The 19655-nt window shown below is 63.0% G+C and carries 14 protein-coding genes and 1 pseudogene; 9 read left to right on the forward strand and 6 right to left on the reverse strand.

All coding sequences use genetic code 11. The annotated features are described in order from the left end of the window. Positions 1 to 414 precede the first annotated feature (414 nt). The gene (locus LO50_RS01980) at positions 415 to 1350 is read right to left on the reverse strand and encodes a hydroxymethylglutaryl-CoA lyase (protein WP_044313937.1); all 936 of its coding nucleotides are present in this window, start codon (positions 1348 to 1350) and stop codon (positions 415 to 417) included. A 188-nt stretch (positions 1351 to 1538) separates the two neighbouring features. Beyond that, the gene (locus tag LO50_RS01985; protein ID WP_044313938.1) at positions 1539 to 2741 is read right to left on the reverse strand and encodes a CaiB/BaiF CoA transferase family protein; all 1203 of its coding nucleotides are present in this window, start codon (positions 2739 to 2741) and stop codon (positions 1539 to 1541) included. A gap of 176 nt (positions 2742 to 2917) precedes the next feature. Here LO50_RS01985 and LO50_RS01990 point away from each other — a divergent pair, with 176 nt between their 5' ends. The 3 genes and pseudogenes from LO50_RS01990 to acs all read left to right on the forward strand — a co-directional run bounded on the left by LO50_RS01990 (position 2918) and on the right by acs (position 7300). Further along, positions 2918 to 3817, forward strand: a complete 900-nt coding sequence (locus LO50_RS01990; RefSeq protein WP_044313939.1) for a LysR family transcriptional regulator — start codon at positions 2918 to 2920, stop codon at positions 3815 to 3817. A gap of 145 nt (positions 3818 to 3962) precedes the next feature. After that, positions 3963 to 4960 (forward strand): annotated as a pseudogene (locus LO50_RS01995) (DctP family TRAP transporter solute-binding subunit). Positions 4961 to 5344: 384 nt separating this feature from the next. Then, a complete protein-coding gene (gene acs, locus LO50_RS02000; protein ID WP_044313940.1) occupies positions 5345 to 7300 on the forward strand; it encodes an acetate--CoA ligase in 1956 nt (651 codons plus the stop codon). A gap of 118 nt (positions 7301 to 7418) precedes the next feature. On the opposite strand, the gene LO50_RS02005 is transcribed toward acs, so the two are convergent. Both LO50_RS02005 and LO50_RS02010 read right to left on the reverse strand, forming a co-directional pair. Then, on the reverse strand, positions 7419 to 7781 hold the full coding sequence (locus tag LO50_RS02005; protein ID WP_003285581.1) for a YgaP-like transmembrane domain: 363 nt from the start codon (positions 7779 to 7781) through the stop codon (positions 7419 to 7421). Between the two features lie 288 nt (positions 7782 to 8069). Then, positions 8070 to 10103: a S9 family peptidase gene (locus LO50_RS02010; protein ID WP_044313941.1), complete on the reverse strand. Its 2034-nt coding sequence runs from the start codon at positions 10101 to 10103 to the stop codon at positions 8070 to 8072. Between the two features lie 435 nt (positions 10104 to 10538). Here LO50_RS02010 and fadB point away from each other — a divergent pair, with 435 nt between their 5' ends. The 5 genes from fadB to LO50_RS02035 all read left to right on the forward strand — a co-directional run bounded on the left by fadB (position 10539) and on the right by LO50_RS02035 (position 17795). After that, positions 10539 to 12686: a fatty acid oxidation complex subunit alpha FadB gene (gene fadB / locus LO50_RS02015; RefSeq protein WP_044313942.1), complete on the forward strand. Its 2148-nt coding sequence runs from the start codon at positions 10539 to 10541 to the stop codon at positions 12684 to 12686. An 18-nt stretch (positions 12687 to 12704) separates the two neighbouring features. Then, positions 12705 to 13880: an acetyl-CoA C-acyltransferase FadA gene (gene fadA / locus LO50_RS02020; protein WP_044313943.1), complete on the forward strand. Its 1176-nt coding sequence runs from the start codon at positions 12705 to 12707 to the stop codon at positions 13878 to 13880. Positions 13881 to 14015: 135 nt separating this feature from the next. Next, positions 14016 to 14249: a DUF1653 domain-containing protein gene (locus LO50_RS02025; RefSeq protein ID WP_014820599.1), complete on the forward strand. Its 234-nt coding sequence runs from the start codon at positions 14016 to 14018 to the stop codon at positions 14247 to 14249. 287 nt (positions 14250 to 14536) lie between these two features. Next, positions 14537 to 17140, forward strand: coding sequence for a type I DNA topoisomerase (topA, locus tag LO50_RS02030; RefSeq protein ID WP_041014252.1), 2604 nt, complete (start codon positions 14537 to 14539; stop codon positions 17138 to 17140). Positions 17141 to 17276: 136 nt separating this feature from the next. Continuing rightward, positions 17277 to 17795, forward strand: a complete 519-nt coding sequence (locus tag LO50_RS02035) for a DUF6586 family protein (protein WP_044313944.1) — start codon at positions 17277 to 17279, stop codon at positions 17793 to 17795. A gap of 17 nt (positions 17796 to 17812) precedes the next feature. Here the strand turns inward: LO50_RS02035 and LO50_RS02040 are convergent, their stop codons facing one another. Next, the gene (locus LO50_RS02040) at positions 17813 to 18652 is read right to left on the reverse strand and encodes a DMT family transporter (protein ID WP_044313945.1); all 840 of its coding nucleotides are present in this window, start codon (positions 18650 to 18652) and stop codon (positions 17813 to 17815) included. A gap of 212 nt (positions 18653 to 18864) precedes the next feature. Here LO50_RS02040 and LO50_RS02045 point away from each other — a divergent pair, with 212 nt between their 5' ends. Beyond that, on the forward strand, positions 18865 to 19101 hold the full coding sequence (locus LO50_RS02045) for a hypothetical protein (RefSeq protein ID WP_014820595.1): 237 nt from the start codon (positions 18865 to 18867) through the stop codon (positions 19099 to 19101). A 73-nt stretch (positions 19102 to 19174) separates the two neighbouring features. Here LO50_RS02045 and sulA read toward each other — a convergent pair whose 3' ends face one another. Then, positions 19175 to 19651, reverse strand: coding sequence for an SOS-induced cell division inhibitor SulA (sulA, locus tag LO50_RS02050; RefSeq protein ID WP_014820594.1), 477 nt, complete (start codon positions 19649 to 19651; stop codon positions 19175 to 19177). Positions 19652 to 19655 lie beyond the last annotated feature (4 nt).

The following is a 19655-nucleotide window of genomic DNA, read 5'->3' on the forward strand; positions in this document are numbered from 1 at the left end:
GGCTTCAATTCAATAACCGTGTTGCGCTCAGCTCCTGCAACCGCCCTTTCTATCTGGGTTTCAGCGTCCCGACTTATAACAGCCTATGGACTCCCCCCTCAGGCAGTGAGGAATAGCTTTCCGGAACCTGCGTCAGCGCGGTTGCATTCGTATATCCGGCTGTTCTGGGCGCTGCCCTGGCCATTCTGTAGTTCGCACAGCGGGGGCCAAGCGTTCAAGCGATCCCGAGGATCATGATTGTTATCGGCCTTGTTTCGCTGCAGGGCTCGCCTGTGCCGACAGTCTCGTTTCACAACAACGCTAAAACCATTACTTCACTGGGCATCCCGCCGTCAGGCGGGCTTTGCGTTGTGCCTGTCGCCACTGAACCACCACTCATAGCGCCACACCGTCCGTCCGCCGCCCCGCAAGCGGTCAAACGCCGGCTTCCTGCATCCACTTCGGTTTCGGATAACGGCGATCGGCCTTGCCGGCCTTGAGTACCGCGCCCGGCACGTCGTGGCCGACTAGTTGGGGCAGGTCGGCGGCGCATTGCAGCAGGCGATCGAGATCGACGGCGGTGTCTAGGCCCATGCGCTGGAACATATGCACCAAGTCCTCGGTGCAGATATTGCCGCTGGCCCCGGGTGCGTAGGGGCAGCCGCCGAGTCCGCCGAGCGAGGCATCGAAGCGGTCGATGCCGACGTTCAGCGCTGCCAGCGCGTTGGCCAGGCCCATGCCGCGGGTGTTGTGGAAGTGTGCGGTGAATACTGCCTGCGGCCAGCTGTTCAGCACTTCGCGGCAGATGCGCTCGACCTGCGCCGGGTCGGCCATGCCGGTGGTGTCGCAGAGCGTGATGCCCTGCACGCCGATCTCCAGCAGGCGTTGCACCAGCTCATAGATGCGCCGCTCGGGCATGTCGCCCTCGAAGGGGCAGCCGAAGGTGGTCGATAGCGAGGCGTTGATGAACACGCCACTGCCGCGAGTGACTTCGATGATTTCGCGGAACTGCACCAGCGACTGTTCGGGCGTCATGCGGAGGTTGGCCAGGCCGTGGGTATCGCTGGCCGACATCACCAGGTTGATCTCGTCCACCTCGCAGGCCAGCGCGCGCTCGCAGCCCTTCACGTTGGGCACCAGCACGGTGTACTCGACGCCCTCCGCACGGCGGATGCCGCGCATCACGTCCTCGGCGTCGCGCAGGTTGGGAATGGCCTTGGGCGAGGTGAAGGACGTGACCTCGATCTTCGCCAGCCCGGTTTGCGAGAGGCGGTCGATCAGGGCGATCTTGGCTTCGGTCGGCACGAAGTTCGCTTCGATCTGAAAGCCGTCGCGGGTGGCGACTTCATGGATATACAGGAGTTTGTTCATCAGTGAATCCTGGGGCGTAGGGTGGATGACGCTTTACCCATCCACCGTTGTGGCTTGCTGGCTGGTGGACAAGCTTCGCGTTGTCCACCCTACGTAGAGCTGTAGTTCGTAGGGTGGATGAAGCTCCATCCCACCGTTTCCGGATGTCGCGGTGGATGAAAAAAGCGTCATCCACCCTACGAGCAGTGTCAGATGACTCCCCGCTCGCGCAGGCCCTGGCGTTGTAAATCGGTGAGGCCGAGGCCGGCCAGCACGTCGTCGGTGTGCTCGCCCAGTTGCGGGCCGCCTTCGCCGATGCGCCCTGGCGTGCGCGACAGCTTGGGCAGCACGCCCGGTACCTTGAGCGGGCCGGCGAAGGTCTGCACCTGCTCGATCATCTGCCGCGCCAGGTAGTGCGGGTCCTTCACGATATCGGCGGCGGTGTAGGGATAGCCGGCCGGCACGCGGGCGCCCTTGAGTGCTTCGATCACCTCGTCGCGGCTGTGCTGGATGGTCCATTCGCCGATGGCGGCATCGATCAGCTCGGCGTGCTGGGCGCGGCCGTCGTTGTGGGCGAAGCGCGGGTCATCGGCGAGGTCTTGGCGGCCCATCAGGGTCATCAGGCGCTTGTAGATGCTGTCGCCATTGCCGGCGATCAGCACGTAGGCGCCGTCATTGCACAGGTAGGAGTTGGACGGGGTGATGCCGGGCAGGGCGCTGCCGGCTGGCTCGCGGACATAGCCGAAGGCGTCGTATTCGGGCACGAGGCTTTCCATCATGGCGAACACCGACTCGTACAGCGCCACGTCGATTTCCTGACCCTGGCCGCTACGGTTGCGCTCCTGCAGGGCGAGTAATACACCGATCACGCCATACAACGAGGACAGCGAATCGCCGATGCTGACGCCAACCCGCACCGGCGGCTGGCCCGGATAGCCGGAGAGGTGGCGCAGGCCACCCATGGCTTCGCCGATCACGCCGAAGCCCGGCAGGTCGCGATAGGGACCGGTCTGGCCGTAGCCGGAAATGCGCAGCATGATCAGCCGAGGGTTCAGCTTCGACAGCTCATCCCAGCCCAGGCCCCATTCTTCCAGCGTGCCGGGGCGGAAGTTCTCCACCAGTATGTCGGCTTCGGCCACCAGCTGGCGGACGATTTCCTGGCCTTCGGCGGCCTTGAGATCCAGCGTCACCGAGCGCTTGTTGCGCGATTGCACGTGCCACCAGAGCGAGGTGCCGTCCTTGAGCTTGCGCCACTTGCGCAACGGGTCGCCGACCTTGGGCGGCTCGATTTTGATCACGTCGGCGCCGAATTCGCCGAGCAGCTTGCTGGCGAACGGGCCGGCGATCAGCTGGCCCATCTCGATCACCTTGAGGCCCTGCAGCGGCAGGTTCTTGTCTGTCTGTTCGCTCATCACGACACCTGTGCCGGTTGATTCATGGTGCCGAGCATGACCGACGCATGGCCAGCGGACAATTGGCCGTTGGCCAAGTGAGGTTTCGCGCTTCACGAAGGCTAAGACGAAAGGCGCTTTGAAAAGCTCAGGTTGAGCAGCGCATGCTTCGTCTACCGCGAATACGGGAATCCAATATGCGTCGCATCGATTTCGTCACCCTGCGGCTGTTCGTCGCCATCGCCGAGACCCGCAGTCTGACCCGCGCCGCCGAGCGCGAGCATCTGGCGCTCGCGGCGGTGAGCAAGCGCGTCAGCGATCTGGAAGGGCAGCTCGGCGTCAGCCTGCTCTATCGCCAGCCCAAGGGCGTCGAGCTGACGCCGGCGGGGCACGCACTGCTGCACCACGCGCGCAACCTGCTGGATAACCTGCAACAGCTGGACGCCGATCTCAGCGAGTTCAGCCAGGGAGTGAAGGGCCACGTGCGCATCCACGCCAATACCTCGGCGGTCATCGAGTTCCTCCCCGAGGATCTGAGTACCTTCACCCGCCAGCATCCGGAGGTGAAGATCGACCTGGAGGAGCGCGTCAGCAGCGACACCCTGCGCGCCCTGCGCGAAGGGCTGACCGATATCGGCATCTTCGCCGGGCACATGCCGGCCGAGGACCTGCAGGTGTTTCCCTACCGCGAGGACCGGCTGGTGCTGGTCACGCCACGCGAGCATGTGCTGGCCGGGCGTGCAGAAATCGCCCTGCGTGATGCCGCTGGCTTCGACTTCATTGGCCTGCAACAGGACGCCTCGCTGCACGCCCTGCTGCAGCAATCGGCGCAACAGATGGGTACGCCGCTGCGTCTGCGCGTCCAGGTGCGCAGCTTCGAGGCGATCTGTCGAATGATTCACACCGGCATGGGCATCGGTGTGCTGCCCGAGCAGGTGGTACGCAACTATCTGCCGGCGTTGGATGTAGCCATCGTGCCGCTGAGCGATGCCTGGGCGCGGCGCGAGCTGAAGCTCGGCGTGCGCAATCTGGAAAGCCTGTCGGTGACTGCGAGGCAGATGCTCGAGCACCTCACCGCTCGCGAAGGCAATGGCTGAAGAAGCGCACCGGGCCTGGTGATTGCGCTGCTGCCTTCGCCAAACGCGAAGTCTTGCTTGGCCAAATAGCAATTCAGTCCGCGGGGGCGGCGGGGTAGAGTCGGACCAGCTGCATGGCTCACACAACTACAAAACGGAGCTCTCCATGGCACGACTCACCCGTGGCATCACCCGTCTGCTCGCCGCTTCGGCGCTGTTTAGCGTCCTCGGCGCCCAGGCCGATCCGATCCTGATCAAGTTCTCCCATATCACCGCCGACAGCACGCCGAAGGGCCAGGGCGCGCTGATGTTCAAGAAGCTCGTGGAAGAGCGCCTGCCCGGCCAGGTGGAAGTGCAGGTGTTCGCCAACTCCTCGCTGTATGGCGACGGCAAGGAGATGGAGGCGCTGCTGATGAATGAGGTGCAGCTGCGGCGCCGGCACCGTCGAAGCTCGAGCAGTACACCAAGCAGCTGCAGCTGTTCGACCTGATGTTCCTGTTCGACGACATGGCCGCGGCGCAGCGCTTCCAGCAGTCGGACAAGGGCCGCGCCATGCTCAAGTCGATGGAGGACAAGGGCATCACCGGCCTGGCCTACTGGCTCAACGGCATGCGCCACTTCACTGCCAACAAGCCGCTGCGCGAGCCGGCCGACGCCCGCGGACTGAAATTCCGCGTGCAGCCCTCGGACCTGCAGGCCGCCCAGTACACCGCCCTGCGGGCAGTACCGCGCAAGATGGCCTTCGCCGAAATCTATCAAGGGCTGCAGACCGGCGTGGTCAATGCCCAGGACAATCCCTGGTCGAACATCTACAGCCAGAAGTACCACGAGGTGCAGAAGTACATCACCGAGTCCGGTCACGGCATCGGCAACTACCTGCTGATCACCAACACCAGGTTCTGGAACGGCCTGCCGGCGGATGTGCGCGGCGAGCTGGAGGCGATCATCGATGAGGTCACCTCAGAGGTGAATCGCCAGGCCGAAGCGCTGAACGAGAAGGCCAAGCAGGGTGTGATCGATTCGGGCAAGAGCGAGATTCTGGTGCTGACCGACCAGCAACGCGACAAGTGGCGCGACGCGGTGCAGCCGGCGTGGAAGAAGTTCGAAGCCGATATCGGCAAGGACCTGATCGAGGCCGCGCGCGCAGCCAACTCTGCGCCCTGAGGCAAGTCCGCCAATGGTCTGTTAGACCAATGTGCAGTTTCGGCCACGGCGCTGGCTGCACAGAATGGCGGCGTCTATCTGCGTGATCGGACAAGTGTGTATTCCAACCGGATGGTTGACCGAGCGGCCCTTGAGGCCGCTTTTTTTTGCCCGCAAAACGCGTCCGCGGGTGTCGGGGCCGTAGCATTCAGCTACGCGAAAGCTCCGGCAAATGGCGGCAGTGCACACGCCATGCGGTGAGGCGCGGTCTATGCTTGAGCAAAGCCGATACGCCAAGGGTGGCGTGCTTGGCTGGAGTGCACCGTCTGACAGGCGCTGGGTTGGTCATTGGGTTCGCCTGCTGGACAGGGTTCTGCATACCAACAAGACAGACGAGGAACTGCCATGAGCGCTGCGTCCGTATATCCGGTTCGGCCCGAGGTGGCCGCTCAGTCACTGACCAACGAAGCCAGCTACAAGGCCATGTACCAGCAGTCGGTGATCAATCCCGAGGGCTTCTGGCGTGAACAGGCGGCGCGGCTGGACTGGATCCGGCCTTTCACCGAGGTCAAGCGCACCTCCTTCGACGATCACCATGTGGATATCAAATGGTTCGCCGATGGCACGCTCAACGTCTCGGCCAACTGCCTGGATCGGCACCTGGCCGAGCGCGGCGATCAGCTGGCAATCATCTGGGAGGGCGATGATCCTTCCGAACACCGCGAGATCACCTACCGCGAGCTGCACCAGGAAGTCAGCAAGTTCGCCAATGCGCTGCGCGGCCAGGATGTGCATCGCGGTGACGTGGTGACCATCTACATGCCGATGATTCCCGAGGCCGCGGTGGCGATGCTGGCCTGTGCGCGCATCGGCGCGATCCACTCGGTGGTGTTCGGTGGCTTCTCCCCGGAAGCGCTGGCCGGGCGCATCATCGATGGTCAGTCGAAGATCGTGATCACCGCCGACGAAGGCATTCGCGGCGGCAAACCCGTGCCGCTCAAGGAGAACGTCGACGAGGCGCTGACCAATCCCCAGACCAGCTGTGTGAAGAAGATCATCGTCGTGCGCCGCACGGGTGCGGACATCCGCTGGCACTCGCATCGCGACATCTGCTACGACGACCTCATGCGAGTGGCCGGTGAGGTTTGCGCGCCGAAGGAAATGGGTGCCGAGGAACCGCTGTTCATCCTTTATACCTCCGGCTCCACGGGCAAGCCGAAGGGCGTTCTGCATACCTGCGGCGGCTATCTGCTCTATGCCGCGCTAACCCATGAGCGGGTGTTCGACTACCGCCCCGGGGAGGTCTATTGGTGCACGGCCGATATCGGCTGGATCACCGGGCACAGCTACCTGATCTATGGTCCGCTGGCCAACGGCGCGACGACGCTGATGTACGAAGGCGTGCCGAATCATCCAGACGTTACCCGCATCGCCCGGATCATCGACAAGCACAAGGTGAACATCCTTTACACGGCGCCCACGGCGATCCGCGCCATGATGGCCGAGGGGGCCGCGGCGGTGGAGGGGGCCGACGGCTCCAGCCTGCGTCTGCTCGGCACGGTGGGCGAACCGATCAATCCCGAGGCATGGCACTGGTATTACGAAACGGTCGGCCAATCGCGCTGCCCCATCGTCGATACCTGGTGGCAGACCGAGACTGGCGGCATCCTGATCAGTCCGCTGCCGGGAGCGACTGTGCTCAAGCCGGGCTCCGCAACGCGCCCGTTGTTCGGCGTGGTGCCGGGGTTGGTGGACAACCTCGGCAACCTGCTCGAAGGCCCCGCCGAGGGCAATCTGGTGATCCTCGACTCCTGGCCGGGGCAGATGCGCACCATCTACAAGGACCACGACCGCTTCGTCGACATCTACTTCAAGACCTTCCGCGGCATGTACTTCACCGGCGATGGCGCGCGCCGCGACGAGGATGGCTATTACTGGATCACCGGAAGGGTCGATGACGTGCTCAACGTGTCCGGGCACCGCATGGGCACCGCGGAGATAGAAAGCGCCATGGTCGCCCATGCCAAGGTGGCCGAAGCGGCAGCGGTGGGCGTTCCGCATGCACTGAAGGGACAGGCGATCTACGTGTATGTAACCTTGGTCAGTGGCGTGCAGCCCACGGACGCGCTGCGGCAGGAGCTGCAGCAATGGGTGCGCAAGGAGATCGGGCCGATCGCCGTGCCGGATGTGATTCAGTGGGCCCCTGGGCTGCCGAAGACGCGTTCCGGCAAGATCATGCGCCGGCTGCTGCGCAAGATCGCCACGGACGACTATGACGCGCTGGGCGATACCTCGACCCTGGCCGATCCTGGCGTGGTCGATCAGCTGATCGAGGCTCATGAGGTGGTGAAGAAGCGCTGAAGGCAAGGGAGACCGGAGCGTAGTCACGCAGCCGGTCGCCTCTACCCATGAGCCTGTGCCCGGCGGCAATGCCACGACTCGCCGGGCTCGATGTTTCCCGCTTGTATGGCCGCGGGGATCAGACGCCGGCGGGCGGGCTTTTCAGGCTGTCATTACCGGTTACGGTGGTGCCGTTGGTGGCTGCCTCGGCATTGGCCTGCAGTTGCTGACTATCTTTTTCCGAGCGTTCGAACGGCATGTGGTGCGAGCGGCCTTCGGCCATGCCGGCCTGTTCGTTGATTTCATTGAACACGCGCTTGGCCTCGCAGTGCCCGGTTACGCCACGGGACAGCGCCAGGCCGCCGATACCCAGCTGCAGCAGTCCGCCCAAACCGCCGCGGCTGAGGCCCTTGGCAAGGAAATACAGCCCGCCGGCCAGGGACATGGCGCGCTCCCAGCCGTGGACGTTCTGATTCTGGTGGTTCGAGGACTTGTTGTTCATGGGTGGCTCCGACGAGGACATTCTCAATGAATGACTCTCGCCAGCGCAGGCTGTTCGGTGCCGCAGGTCGGCATCTGGCGACAACGCGGTGTAATGGCTGTTGTGGGAAGCCAAACGGATGCAGGGGAGCGATCCAGGGCGCGCCAATGCGTGGGAGCGGTCCTGACCGCGAATCGTGAAATGCGATGGACGAGCTTCGCGGCTAACACCGGCGCGGGGCAGCCGTGCTTCACGGTCGGCCCCGAGGCTGAATATCTAGCGCAATCCGAAGAGCCGCGCGCGTGCGTGCTAACCGGCCATGCCGAATACCTTGAGCACAAAGGCGTACTCCAGCGCCACGTCCTTGAGCGCCTGGTAGCGACCGCTCATGCCACCGTGCCCGGCGCCAAATTCGGTCTTGAGCAGCAACAGGTTGTCGTCGGTGCGGGTCGCGCGCAGCTTGGCGACCCATTTGGCCGCTTCCCAGTACTGCACGCGGCTGTCGTTGTAACCAGCCACGGCGAGCAGCGCGGGGTAGGCCTGGGCGCGGATATTTTCGTAGGGCGCATAGGCCTTGATCCGCTCATGCACCTCCGGCTGATTCGGATCGCCCCATTCGTCGTACTCGGTCACGGTCAACGGCAGGTCGGCGTTGAGCATGGTGTTCAGTACATCGACGAAGGGCACCTCGGCGACGGCCGCGCCAAACAGCTCAGGGCGCATGTTCAGCACGGCGCCGATCAGCAGGCCACCGGCGCTGCCCCCGCTGATGGCCAGGCGCTCTGAGGTGGTGTAGCCATCGGCCAACAGCTGCTCGGCGCTGGCGATGAAGTCGCTGAAGGTGTTCGGCTTGTGTTCCAGCTTGCCGGCGCGATACCAGGCCTCGCCGAGATCGCCGCCGCCGCGCACATGGGCGATGGCGAAGACGAAACCGCGGTCGAGCAGCGACAGCCGCGCATGGGAGAACCAGGGGTCGAGACTGTGCCCATAGGCGCCGTAGCCGTATAGGTAGAGCGGTGCCGGCTTGCCGAAACTGTCGCGGCGGCCGACCAGGCTGATGGGAATCTGCGTGCCGTCCTGAGCGGTCGCCCAGATGCGTCGACTTTCATAGGCGTCCGCATCAAAGGGGCCTTCCACCGGCGTTTCCTTGAGCACTTCCTGCGTGCCGTCGGCCAGCGTCAGCTGACGGACTTGCGCCGGGCGGTTGAGCGCCTCGTAGCGCAGGCGGATCACTGTGCTGGTGAATTCCAGCGAATTCTGTACATGCAGGCTGTAGGCCGCATCGGGCAGCTGCAGGCGATAGGGCTGCACGCCCTGCGGCCGCACTTCGATCACTGGTAGGCCGCTTTCGCGCAGGGTCAGGGTGATCGCCTCGGCATTCAGACTGACATCCTCGAGCATCACCGCGTCGTCATGCGGGACCAGTTCCTGCCAATGCTCCCGCTCGGGCTGCGCCTCCCTTGCGTGATAGAGGGCGAAGTTGATGCCCGCCTGATTGCTGCGGATCAGCCAGCTCCACTGACCTTCGTGGAGGCCATGATCGGGAAAGTACTCGTGGTCTTCCTGGCGTGGTGCCAGGCACGTCCACTGGCCTTCCGGCTCGTCCGCCGACAGCACCCAGGCTTCGCTGGTGGTCTTGCTGTGGGAAAGGATGACCAGTTGGCGCTCGGAGCTGGTGCGGTAGCAATGCACGAAGAAGCGCCCGTCTGGATCGTGATAAACCTCGCGGCTGCCCGTATCGCCAAGGCGATAGCGGTAAATCTTGTGCGGGCGGTGGGTGTCGTCCAGTTCACCGTAGAACAGCGTCTGGCTGTCGTTGGCCCAGGTCATGCTGCCGTCGCAATCGTCGAAGGGCAGGGCGGTCACGTCGCCGCTGGCGAGATCCTTGACGAACAGTCGGTAGACCTCGTCGCCTTCGCGATCGAGGCTGTAGGCCAGCTTGCTGTGATCCTGACTGACGCTGAACGCGCCCAGGGAGAGGAAGCCGCCTTCGGCCAGCTCGTTGGGATCGAGCAGCAGCTGTTCGGCGTTCTCGTCAACGGTGAGCGAGCCATCGACCGGGCGTGGGCAGCGATAGTGCCGCGGGTATTCGTCGCCAGCGGTGGTGCGCTGGTAATACAGCCACGGTCCCCAAGGCGACGGCAGGGACAGGTCGGTTTCGCGGATGCGGCCCTTGATTTCCTGGAACAGCGTCTCGCGAAGTTCGGACTGGTCGGCGAGCTGTTCCTCGAGGTAGGCATTCTCTGCCTTGAGGTACGCCAGCACATCGTCGGCGTCGCGATTCTCCAGCCAGCGATAGGGATCGGTGCCTGTGTCGGCGCGGGCGATGGGGGCGTGGGACATGCAGTAACTCCGGATTCGGTTCGCGGCCGGTAAGGCCGGTGATGGCAAAGAGCGAGAGGCGCCAGTGTACCTGGTCGGCTGCGGCTAGGATTCAACAGACAAACATGGCGTCGGTCGGTGACTGGCACACGGCAAGGATCGGCGCGGTGAATGGCGGCGAATCGGCGCTGTCGATGATGACCAGGCGGTCGCGAAATGCCCGCTTGCAGGTGTCTTTCGCTTAGGTAAACCAGCCGATTGACAACGCTGCGCTTTTCCCCGAAGGTGTGCCGACCCAAATCAAACGGGCGTATGAATCGAGCGTTTGCCTCTGCAAATGCCGGTCACCCGGATTATCGTGTCGCTGGGTGTCGTTTCGCCGGTCAGGCGACGGTCGTGTCCGGGCCGAAGACGTGAGACACGTAACGTTCAGTTTCCATACCTGGAGATCAGTTGATGATTTACGAAGGTAAAGCCATCACGGTTAAGGCTCTTGAGAGCGGCATCGTCGAATTGAATTTCGACCTCAAGGGTGAGTCCGTCAACAAGTTCAATCGCCTCACGCTCAACGATCTGCGCCAGGCCGTCGATGCCATCAAGGCCGACGCGTCGGTCAAGGGCGTGATCGTCACCAGCGGCAAGGACGTGTTCATCGTCGGCGCCGACATCACCGAGTTCGTCGACAACTTCAAGCTGCCCGACGAGGAACTGGTCGCCGGCAACCTCGAAGCCAACAAGATCTTCAGCGATTTCGAAGGCCTGGGCGTACCCACCGTCGTCGCCATCAACGGCATCGCCCTGGGTGGCGGCTTCGAGATGTGCATGGCGGCGGACTATCGCGTCATGTCCGCTACTGCCAAGGTCGGCCTGCCGGAAGTCAAGCTGGGCATCTACCCGGGCTTCGGCGGCACCGTGCGCCTGCCGCGCCTGATCGGTGTCGACAACGCCGTCGAGTGGATCGCCTCGGGCAAGGAAAACCGCGCCGAAGACGCCCTCAAGGTGCACGCGGTCGACGCCGTGGTCGCACCCGAGAAGCTGCAGGCAGCAGCCCTGGACCTGGTCAAGCGCGCCATCTCCGGCGAGCTGGACTACCAGGCCAAGCGCCAGCCGAAGCTGGACAAGCTCAAGCTCAACGCCATCGAGCAGATGATGGCCTTCGAAACCAGCAAGGCGTTCGTCGCAGGGCAAGCCGGCCCGAACTACCCGGCTCCGGTCGAAGCCATCAAGACCATCCAGAAGGCTGCCAACTTCGGCCGTGACAAGGCGCTGGAAGTCGAGGCCGCCGGCTTCGTCAAGCTGGCCAAGAGCTCGGTCGCCGAGAGCCTGGTCGGGCTGTTCCTCAGCGACCAGGAGCTGAAGAAGAAGGCCAAGGCCTACGACAAGCAGGCGCGCGACGTGAAGCTCGCTGCCGTACTCGGCGCCGGCATCATGGGCGGCGGCATCGCCTACCAGTCGGCCGTCAAGGGCACGCCGATCCTGATGAAGGATATCCGCGAAGAGGGTATCCAGATGGGCCTGGACGAGGCCTCCAAGCTGCTCGGCAAGCGCGTCGAAAAAGGCCGCCTGACCGCGGAGAAGATGGCCCAGGCGCTCAATGCCATCCGCCCGACCATGTCCTATGGCGACTTCGGCAACGTCGACATCGTCGTCGAGGCGGTGGTGGAGAATCCGAAGGTCAAGCACGCCGTGCTGGCCGAAGTGGAAAGCCAGGTGCGCGAGGATGCGATCATCGCCTCCAACACCTCGACCATCTCCATCAGCTACCTGGCGCAGGCGCTCAAGCGTCCGGAAAACTTCTGCGGCATGCACTTCTTCAACCCCGTGCACATGATGCCGCTGGTGGAAGTGATCCGCGGCGAGAAGACCAGCGAAACCGCCATCGCCACCACCGTCGCCTACGCCAAGAAGATGGGCAAGAGCCCGGTGGTGGTCAACGATTGCCCGGGCTTCCTGGTCAACCGCGTGCTGTTCCCGTACTTCGGCGGCTTCGCCCGCGCCATCGCCCACGGCGTCGACTTCGTGCGTGCCGACAAGGTGATGGAGAAGTTCGGCTGGCCCATGGGCCCGGCCTACCTGATGGACGTCGTCGGCATGGACACCGGCCACCACGGCCGCGACGTGATGGCCGAAGGCTTCCCGGATCGCATGAAGGACGACAGCAAGACCGCCGTCGACGTCATGTACGAGGCCAACCGCCTCGGTCAGAAGAACGGCAAGGGCTTCTACGCCTATGAAGTGGACAAGAAGGGCAAGCCGAAGAAGGTGGTCGATGCCGAGGCCTACGAGCTGCTCAAGCCGATCGTCAGCGAGACCCGCGAGCTGTCCGACGAGGATATCGTCAACTACATGATGATCCCGCTGTGCCTGGAAACCGTGCGCTGCCTGGAAGACGGCATCGTCGAGACCGCTGCCGAGGCCGACATGGGCCTGATCTACGGCATCGGCTTCCCGCCCTTCCGTGGCGGCGCGCTGCGCTACATCGATTCCGTCGGTGTCGCCGAGTTCGTGGCGCTGGCCGACAAGTACGCCGACCTGGGCCCGCTGTACCACCCGACCGCGAAGCTGCGCGAGATGGCCGCCAACGGCCAGCGCTTCTACGGTTAATCGAGTGAGAGTGAAGATATGAGCCTGAATCCGAGAGATGCAGTCATTGTCGACTTCGGCCGTACCCCGATGGGGCGTTCCAAGGGCGGCATGCACCGTAACACCCGCGCCGAAACCCTGTCCGCGCAGCTGATCGAAGGCGTGCTGGCGCGCAACCCGAAGATCGATCCGGCCGAGATCGAGGACGTGATCTGGGGCTGCGTCAACCAGACCCTGGAACAGGGCTGGAACATCGCCCGCATGGCCTCGCTGCTGACCCGCATCCCGCACACCAGCGCCGCGCAGACTGTCAGCCGCCTGTGTGGCTCGTCCATGAGCGCGCTGCACACCGCCGTGCAGGCGATCCAGACCGGCAACGGCGACGTGTTCGTCGTCGGCGGCGTCGAGCACATGGGCCACGTCAGCATGATGCACGGCGTCGACCCGAACCCGCAGCTGTCGCTGCATGCCGCCAAGGCTTCCGGAATGATGGGCCTGACCGCGGAAATGCTCGGCAAGATGCACGGCATCAGCCGCGAGCAGCAGGACGCCTTCGGCGAGCGCTCGCACCGCCTGGCGCACAAGGCCACCGTCGAGGGGCTGTTCAAGGATGAGATCATCCCGATGCAGGGCTACGACGAAAACGGCTTCCTCAAGGTGTTCGACTACGACGAGACCATTCGTCCCGAGACCACCCTCGAGAGCCTGGCCCAGCTCAAGCCGGCGTTCAATCCGAAGGGCGGCACCGTCACCGCCGGTACCTCCTCGCAGATCACCGACGGTGCGTCCTGCATGATCGTCATGTCCGCGCAGCGCGCCAAGGACCTGGGTATCCAGCCGATGGCCGTGGTCCGTGCCATGGCGCTGGCCGGCGTCGATCCGGCGATCATGGGCTACGGCCCGGTGCCGTCGACGCAGAAGGTGCTCAAGCGCGCCGGCCTGAGCATGGACGACATCAGCCACGTCGAACTCAACGAAGCCTTCGCGGCGCAGGCGCTGCCGGTGCTCAAGGACCTCAAGCTGCTCGACAAGATGGACGAGAAGGTCAACCTGCACGGCGGCGCCATCGCCCTGGGGCATCCGTTCGGCTGTTCCGGTGCGCGCATCTCCGGCACCCTGCTCAACGTGATGAAGCAGAACGGCGGTACCCTCGGCATCGCCACCATGTGCATCGGCCTGGGGCAGGGGATCAGTACGGTCTTCGAGCGCGTCTGACAGACAGATGCAAGCGGTTGCGCTAGGCTGACCGCCACGCCCTCGGGTTTCATGGGCGAAGGTATGTCAGCTGGCGCATGGAAGCCGGGGCCTGGTGCCCCGGTTTTTCTTTTTTGTATTTGTGTGGAGGTAGGCATGCAGTTGCAGCCGGGGCGTTATCGCCATTACAAGGGGCCGGAATATCGCGTTTTCGCTGTTGCGCGGCACTCTGAGACCGAGGAGTCGGTGGTGTTCTACCAGGCGCTGTATGGGGAACGTGGACTCTGGGTGCGCCCGTTGTCGATGTTCATCGAGACTGTCGAAGTCAACGGCGAAACGGTCCCGCGTTTCGCATTGATCGAAGCTGAAACGAGCGTTTTCGAAGGTTGAGCTGGCCAGCGGCCACCAGGTCCGCGCTTGACCTCACCTCCATCGCCACTATATATAGCGGTGCTTTTCAGACAGAGCTTAAACCTTGCTGTTCGCTGGATGGCATCGAACGGCTGCTCTGATTCGCACCAGGCGGAGCCGGGCAGGGCGATTTTTCGTCAGGTCGGCCCGTTCGCAAAACGCGCACTAACGTACGCTGATGCCTTGCCGTTTAGCGCCGGTGCGGGTATTCAAACTGTCGGAGGCGCCGCCTCTGTTCACCTCTAGATTCAGGAACTCTCCTCTCCATGGGTAAATCGCTGGTCATCGTGGAATCACCGGCCAAGGCCAAGACAATCAACAAGTATTTGGGCAACCAGTACGTGGTGAAGTCGAGTATCGGCCATATCCGCGACCTTCCTACCAGCGGCTCTGCCAACAAGGAGCCGGTCAAGCGCGGCAAGGCTGCAGCCGCCGAAGCGCCTGCGCTGTCGCCGAAGGAGAAGGCCAAGCGTCAACTCATCACCCGTATGGGGGTCGACCCGGAGCACGGCTGGAAGGCCAAGTACGAGATCCTGCCCGGCAAGGAAAAGGTCATCGAGGAACTGCGCCGTCTGGCCAAGGAAGCCGACACCATCTATCTCGCGACCGACTTGGATAGAGAGGGGGAGGCCATCGCCTGGCACCTGCGCGAGTCGATTGGCGGCGACGACAGCCGTTACAAGCGCGTGGTGTTCAACGAGATCACCAAGAAGGCGATTCAGGAGGCTTTCTCCAAGCCTGGCGAACTCGATCTGAACCGGGTCAACGCACAGCAGGCGCGTCGTTTCCTCGATCGGGTGGTTGGCTACATGGTGTCGCCGCTGCTCTGGGCGAAGATCGCCCGCGGGCTTTCCGCCGGCCGAGTGCAATCGGTAGCGGTGAAGCTGGTGGTCGAGCGCGAGCGTGAGATTCGCGCCTTCGTTCCAGAAGAATACTGGGAAGTTCACGCGGACCTGGCGAATGCGCAGCAGGCCAAGGTGCGTTTCGAGGTCGCGCGTGAGAATGGCGAAGCCTTCAAGCCGCTGAACGAAGCCCAAGCCACCGCTGCACTGGAGAAGCTCAAGGGCGCGCAGTACAGCGTCAGCAAGCGCGAAGACAAGCCGACGAGCAGCAAGCCCTCGGCCCCCTTCATCACTTCGACCCTGCAGCAGGCGGCGAGCAATCGCCTCGGCTTCGGTGTGAAGAAGACCATGATGATGGCTCAGCGCTTGTACGAAGCCGGTTACATCACCTACATGCGTACCGACTCGACCAACCTTTCCGCTGACGCGATCGGTATGGTGCGCGGTTTCATCGAGAGCGAGTTCGGCGACAAGTACCTGCCGGAAAAGCCGAATGTCTATTCGAGCAAAGAAGGCGCGCAGGAAGCGCACGAGGCGATTCGCCCTTCCGACGTCAACCTGCGCCCGACCCAGCTTTCGGGCATGGAACGCGATGCCGAGCGTCTGTACGAGCTGATCTGGCGCCAGTTCGTAGCCTGCCAGATGCCGCCGGCACAGTACCTGTCCACCAGCGTGACCGTCGCTGCCGGCAATTTCGAACTGCGCGCCAAGGGCCGCATCCTGAAGTTTGACGGTTACACCAAGGTCATGCCGCAGCAGAGCAAGGCCGGTGAGGATGACGTGTTGCCGGAGATGAACAAGGGCGACGACATGAAGCTGCTCAAGCTCGACCCGAGCCAGCACTTCACCAAGCCGCCAGCGCGCTACTCCGAAGCCAGCTTGGTCAAGGAGATGGAGAAGCGCGGTATCGGCCGGCCGTCCACCTACGCCGCGATTATCTCGACCATCCAGGACCGCGGCTACGTCTCGCTGCACAACCGCCGTTTCTATTCGGAGAAGATGGGCGACATCGTCACCGAGCGCCTGTCCGAGAGCTTCAACAATCTGATGGACTACGGTTTCACCGCCGGCATGGAAGAGCATCTGGACGATGTCGCCCAGGGTGAGCGCGACTGGAAGCACGTACTGGACGAATTCTACGGTGACTTCCGCAAGAAGCTCGAGGTTGCCGAGGCCAGCGAGAACGGCATGCGTGCCAATCAGCCGACCGTGACCGATATCCCGTGCAAGGTCTGCGGTCGGCCGATGATGATCCGTACCGCTTCCACCGGCGTGTTCCTCGGCTGCTCCGGCTACAGCCTGCCGCCGAAGGAACGCTGCAAGTCCACCGTCAACCTGGTTCCGGGCGACGAGATCGCTGCCGATGACGAGGGCGAGTCCGAGTCTCGCGTGCTGCTTGGCAAGCACCGCTGCCCGATCTGCAGTACCGCGATGGATGCCTATCTGCTCGACGAGACGCAGAAGCTGCACATTTGCGGCAACAACCCGGATTGCTCGGGTTATGAGATCGAGAAAGGCCAGTACCGCATCAAGGGCTATGAGGGCCCGAGCCTGGAATGCGACAAGTGCGGCAGCGAAATGCAGCTCAAGACCGGCCGCTTCGGCAAGTTCTTCGGTTGTACCAACGCCGAATGCAAGAACACCCGCAAGCTGCTGAAAAATGGCGAAGCCGCGCCACCGAAGATGGATGCGGTGAAGATGCCCGAGCTCAAGTGCGACAAGGTCGACGACACCTACGTACTGCGCGATGGCGCTTCCGGCCTGTTCCTGGCTGCCAGTCAGTTCCCGAAGAATCGCGAAACCCGCGCGCCGCTGGTGCGTGAGCTGATCCCGCACAAGGACGAGATCGATCCCAAGTACCACTTCCTGCTCGATGCGCCGCAGAAGGATCCGGAAGGCCGCTTCGCGGTTATCCGCTTCAGCCGCAAGACCAAGGAGCAGTACGTGCAGACCGAAGTGGACGGTAAGCCGACCGGCTGGAAGGCGTTCTACGACGGCGGCAAGTGGAAGGTCGAAGACAAACGCTGATTTCTTTGCGTTCGACCGCTCAGCAGACCGGCTGCACCGAGTGCGTTCTTCAGATCGGCCGACACTTCGTCAGCCGATCTGGTGCGGCAACCTGGGAAGGTCCATCCTCTGTCCATCTTCTTTCGGAGAGCATGCCATGGCTCACGATCTCTACACACGTACCAACCAGAAGATCTTCTTCGCCGGTTTGTCACTGGAAAGCTGGCGCAAGGCCGAAGAATCTGCCTCGATGAATTCTCAAGGTTTGATTCAGGCTGAACGTGAGGCTTGCCTGTTCCACCTTTACGGCGCCTTGCTTGGACTGTGCCATGAGATCGCCGGTTACTACCGATCGCCCGGTGCGGATGCGCCTGTCGTCGAGGCATTTCTGACCCGCAGCGTGCTCGAGGCTGCGCCGAGCCCGGAACTCGCCGAATTGCTGGAATTGTCGGAGCAGCCAAGCACCTGGCTCGGGCAGTTGCTTACCGCCTACAAGCAGCTGCTCCAGCCGCCACGCGCTCCTGCCAAGGCCAAGACTGATCCGCGCCAGCCGTTGATCGAGGCAGTCAGTGTCGAGGACGATGTGCCGCCGCTGTCGCGCGTCGAGCTGGAAGCCTGGCGACAGAACCTCAAGGGCCTGGCATTACGTTTTCGTGAGTCGCTGACCGAATGGTGACACTCGGGACCGTGGCGTCAGCCGCGGTGCCTGATACTCAGGACCATTGCGATGCCGCCGAGAATCGCCGCACCTGAGATGATCAGCGTTGCCGTCAACGCTTCACCCAGCAGCACAGTCCCGGCGATGGCTGTGAGTAGCGGAACGCTGAGCTGGACGCTCGCCGCCTGTATTGCCGCAAGACCGGGCAGCGCCGCGTACCAGATGGCGTAGCCGACGCCAGAGGTCAGCGCCCCGGAGAGCAGGGCGTACACGATTCCTGGCGCATCCCATTGCTGCTGGCCAAGCGTCACCAGACAAAGCACTGCTGCCAGCGGCACGGCCTTGATGAAATTGCCCGCAGTTGCTGCAAGGGGATTGCTCGCGCCCCGTCCACGCAGCGAATAGATGCCCCAGGCGACACCGGACAGCAGCATGAGCAGTGCGCCGTCCAATGCCGGCGCGCTGCTTCCCGGCAGCAGCAGAATCAGCAATCCGCTCAAGGCCAACAGCAAGCCGACAATCTGCCAAGCGCTAAAGCGCTCGCCCCGCAGCAATCCCCAAGCAAGCATGCTCAACTGCACCGCGCCGAACAGCAGCAGGGCGCCGGCTCCGGCATCCAGGTTGATATAGGCGTAGGAAAAACTAGCGGCGTAGACGAACAGCGCCAAGGCGCTGAACCAATCTCCGCCCTGCGATTGTCTCGGCGTGCCGATTCGCAACATTAGCCAGAGCGTGAGCGCTCCGGCCAGTATACGGAGGCCGGTGAAGCTGGCCGGGTCAATAGCGGTGTCCCGCAAGGCGATACGGCATAGGATCGAGTTGCCGGCAAATGCAAGCATGGCCAAGGCGGTAAGCAGCAAGGTGCGGGTTGTCATACACAATCCTTATCGAGCGCCGGCGCGCGCTTTTTTTGTGCATGCTACGTGTCGGTATCCATAGCCGCATTGTTTTGTTGGTCGGGCAACCCACGGCTGCATGATGCTGCTACCTATCGGGGTGTTGCTAGCGAAAGGAGCTTGAGACCTGCAAAGGCTGTCCTGAGGCTGGTCGGCTGCTACAATGGCCGCCTTTCACGCGGAGCTGATCCATGCCTACATCTTTTCTGGAAATCGTCGAGCTACCTGACGGGCGCATCGTGCTTCGTCGTGCCGAGGACGAAGAGGTGTTGGTCACGCTGAATTTTTCGGAAGACGCCAAGCTATTTCTACAGGGGCAGCACGTCGAGATTGCCAAGGCGATGTTCAATGTCGGCGTTCAGATGGCCGGTCGCATGTCGGAAGGGGATTTCGAGCGCGACGATGAAGAGCCGCGTGTTCTGCACTGAGTGAGCTAGTGCTCGAGCGTTATAGCTTCAGGATTCCATCCGCGATTTTCAGCACGTCCCTGTGCCGTGCGGTTCAACATCCGAGACGAATATTCAGACTCTGAGCTGCGCCCAGGCTGGCGGCTGCGCATAGTTTGCTACGTGTTGCACCATCGAGCTGATCAAACCAGCTGACCACGGTATGGCTGCACCCCGAGGCCAGGGCTTTGCAAGCGAGTTCCATCGCGCCCTCGGCGTCGCGTGGCTGCAGCAGGATGATGCGTTCGCGATTCAGACCGCACTTGCGCAGCCAGTTCTGCGAGAGGAAAGCAGGCGGGGCAATCAGCGTCAGCCAGCGGCTGTCCGCTGCATCGCCGAGTTCACGCAGGATCGGGGCAAGCAGCAGGTGGCAGTGCTCGCTGCTGCCACTCAGGCTCAACTCGCTCAGATATTCCTTGTCCTGCTCGGGTTTGTTGCGTGGTTTCAGGTTGCCAAACGGTGCCAGGCTTTGCGCAATGACGCCGTCGAACAACGAAAGTTGGGGCCGGGAAGTGCTGGTCTGGTACTGCATGAAC

The sequence above is a fragment of the Stutzerimonas stutzeri genome, from assembly GCF_000935215.1.
In the GTDB taxonomy this organism is placed as follows: domain Bacteria; phylum Pseudomonadota; class Gammaproteobacteria; order Pseudomonadales; family Pseudomonadaceae; genus Stutzerimonas.

Bases quoted from the DNA above. Each gene is read 5' to 3' on its own strand.
- LO50_RS01985 (WP_044313938.1), bottom strand. From the start codon at position 2,741: ATGAGCGAACAGACAGACAAGAACCTGCCGCTGCAGGGCCTCAAGGTG.
- acs (WP_044313940.1), top strand. From the start codon at position 5,345: ATGAGCGCTGCGTCCGTATATCCGGTTCGGCCCGAGGTGGCCGCTCAG.
- LO50_RS01990 (WP_044313939.1), top strand. From the start codon at position 2,918: ATGCGTCGCATCGATTTCGTCACCCTGCGGCTGTTCGTCGCCATCGCC.
- LO50_RS02010 (WP_044313941.1), bottom strand. From the start codon at position 10,103: ATGTCCCACGCCCCCATCGCCCGCGCCGACACAGGCACCGATCCCTAT.
- LO50_RS02035 (WP_044313944.1), top strand. From the start codon at position 17,277: ATGGCTCACGATCTCTACACACGTACCAACCAGAAGATCTTCTTCGCC.
- LO50_RS01980 (WP_044313937.1), bottom strand. From the start codon at position 1,350: ATGAACAAACTCCTGTATATCCATGAAGTCGCCACCCGCGACGGCTTT.
- topA (WP_041014252.1), top strand. From the start codon at position 14,537: ATGGGTAAATCGCTGGTCATCGTGGAATCACCGGCCAAGGCCAAGACA.
- LO50_RS02025 (WP_014820599.1), top strand. From the start codon at position 14,016: ATGCAGTTGCAGCCGGGGCGTTATCGCCATTACAAGGGGCCGGAATAT.
- fadB (WP_044313942.1), top strand. From the start codon at position 10,539: ATGATTTACGAAGGTAAAGCCATCACGGTTAAGGCTCTTGAGAGCGGC.
- sulA (WP_014820594.1), bottom strand. From the start codon at position 19,651: ATGCAGTACCAGACCAGCACTTCCCGGCCCCAACTTTCGTTGTTCGAC.
- fadA (WP_044313943.1), top strand. From the start codon at position 12,705: ATGAGCCTGAATCCGAGAGATGCAGTCATTGTCGACTTCGGCCGTACC.
- LO50_RS02040 (WP_044313945.1), bottom strand. From the start codon at position 18,652: ATGACAACCCGCACCTTGCTGCTTACCGCCTTGGCCATGCTTGCATTT.
- LO50_RS02045 (WP_014820595.1), top strand. From the start codon at position 18,865: ATGCCTACATCTTTTCTGGAAATCGTCGAGCTACCTGACGGGCGCATC.
- LO50_RS02005 (WP_003285581.1), bottom strand. From the start codon at position 7,781: ATGAACAACAAGTCCTCGAACCACCAGAATCAGAACGTCCACGGCTGG.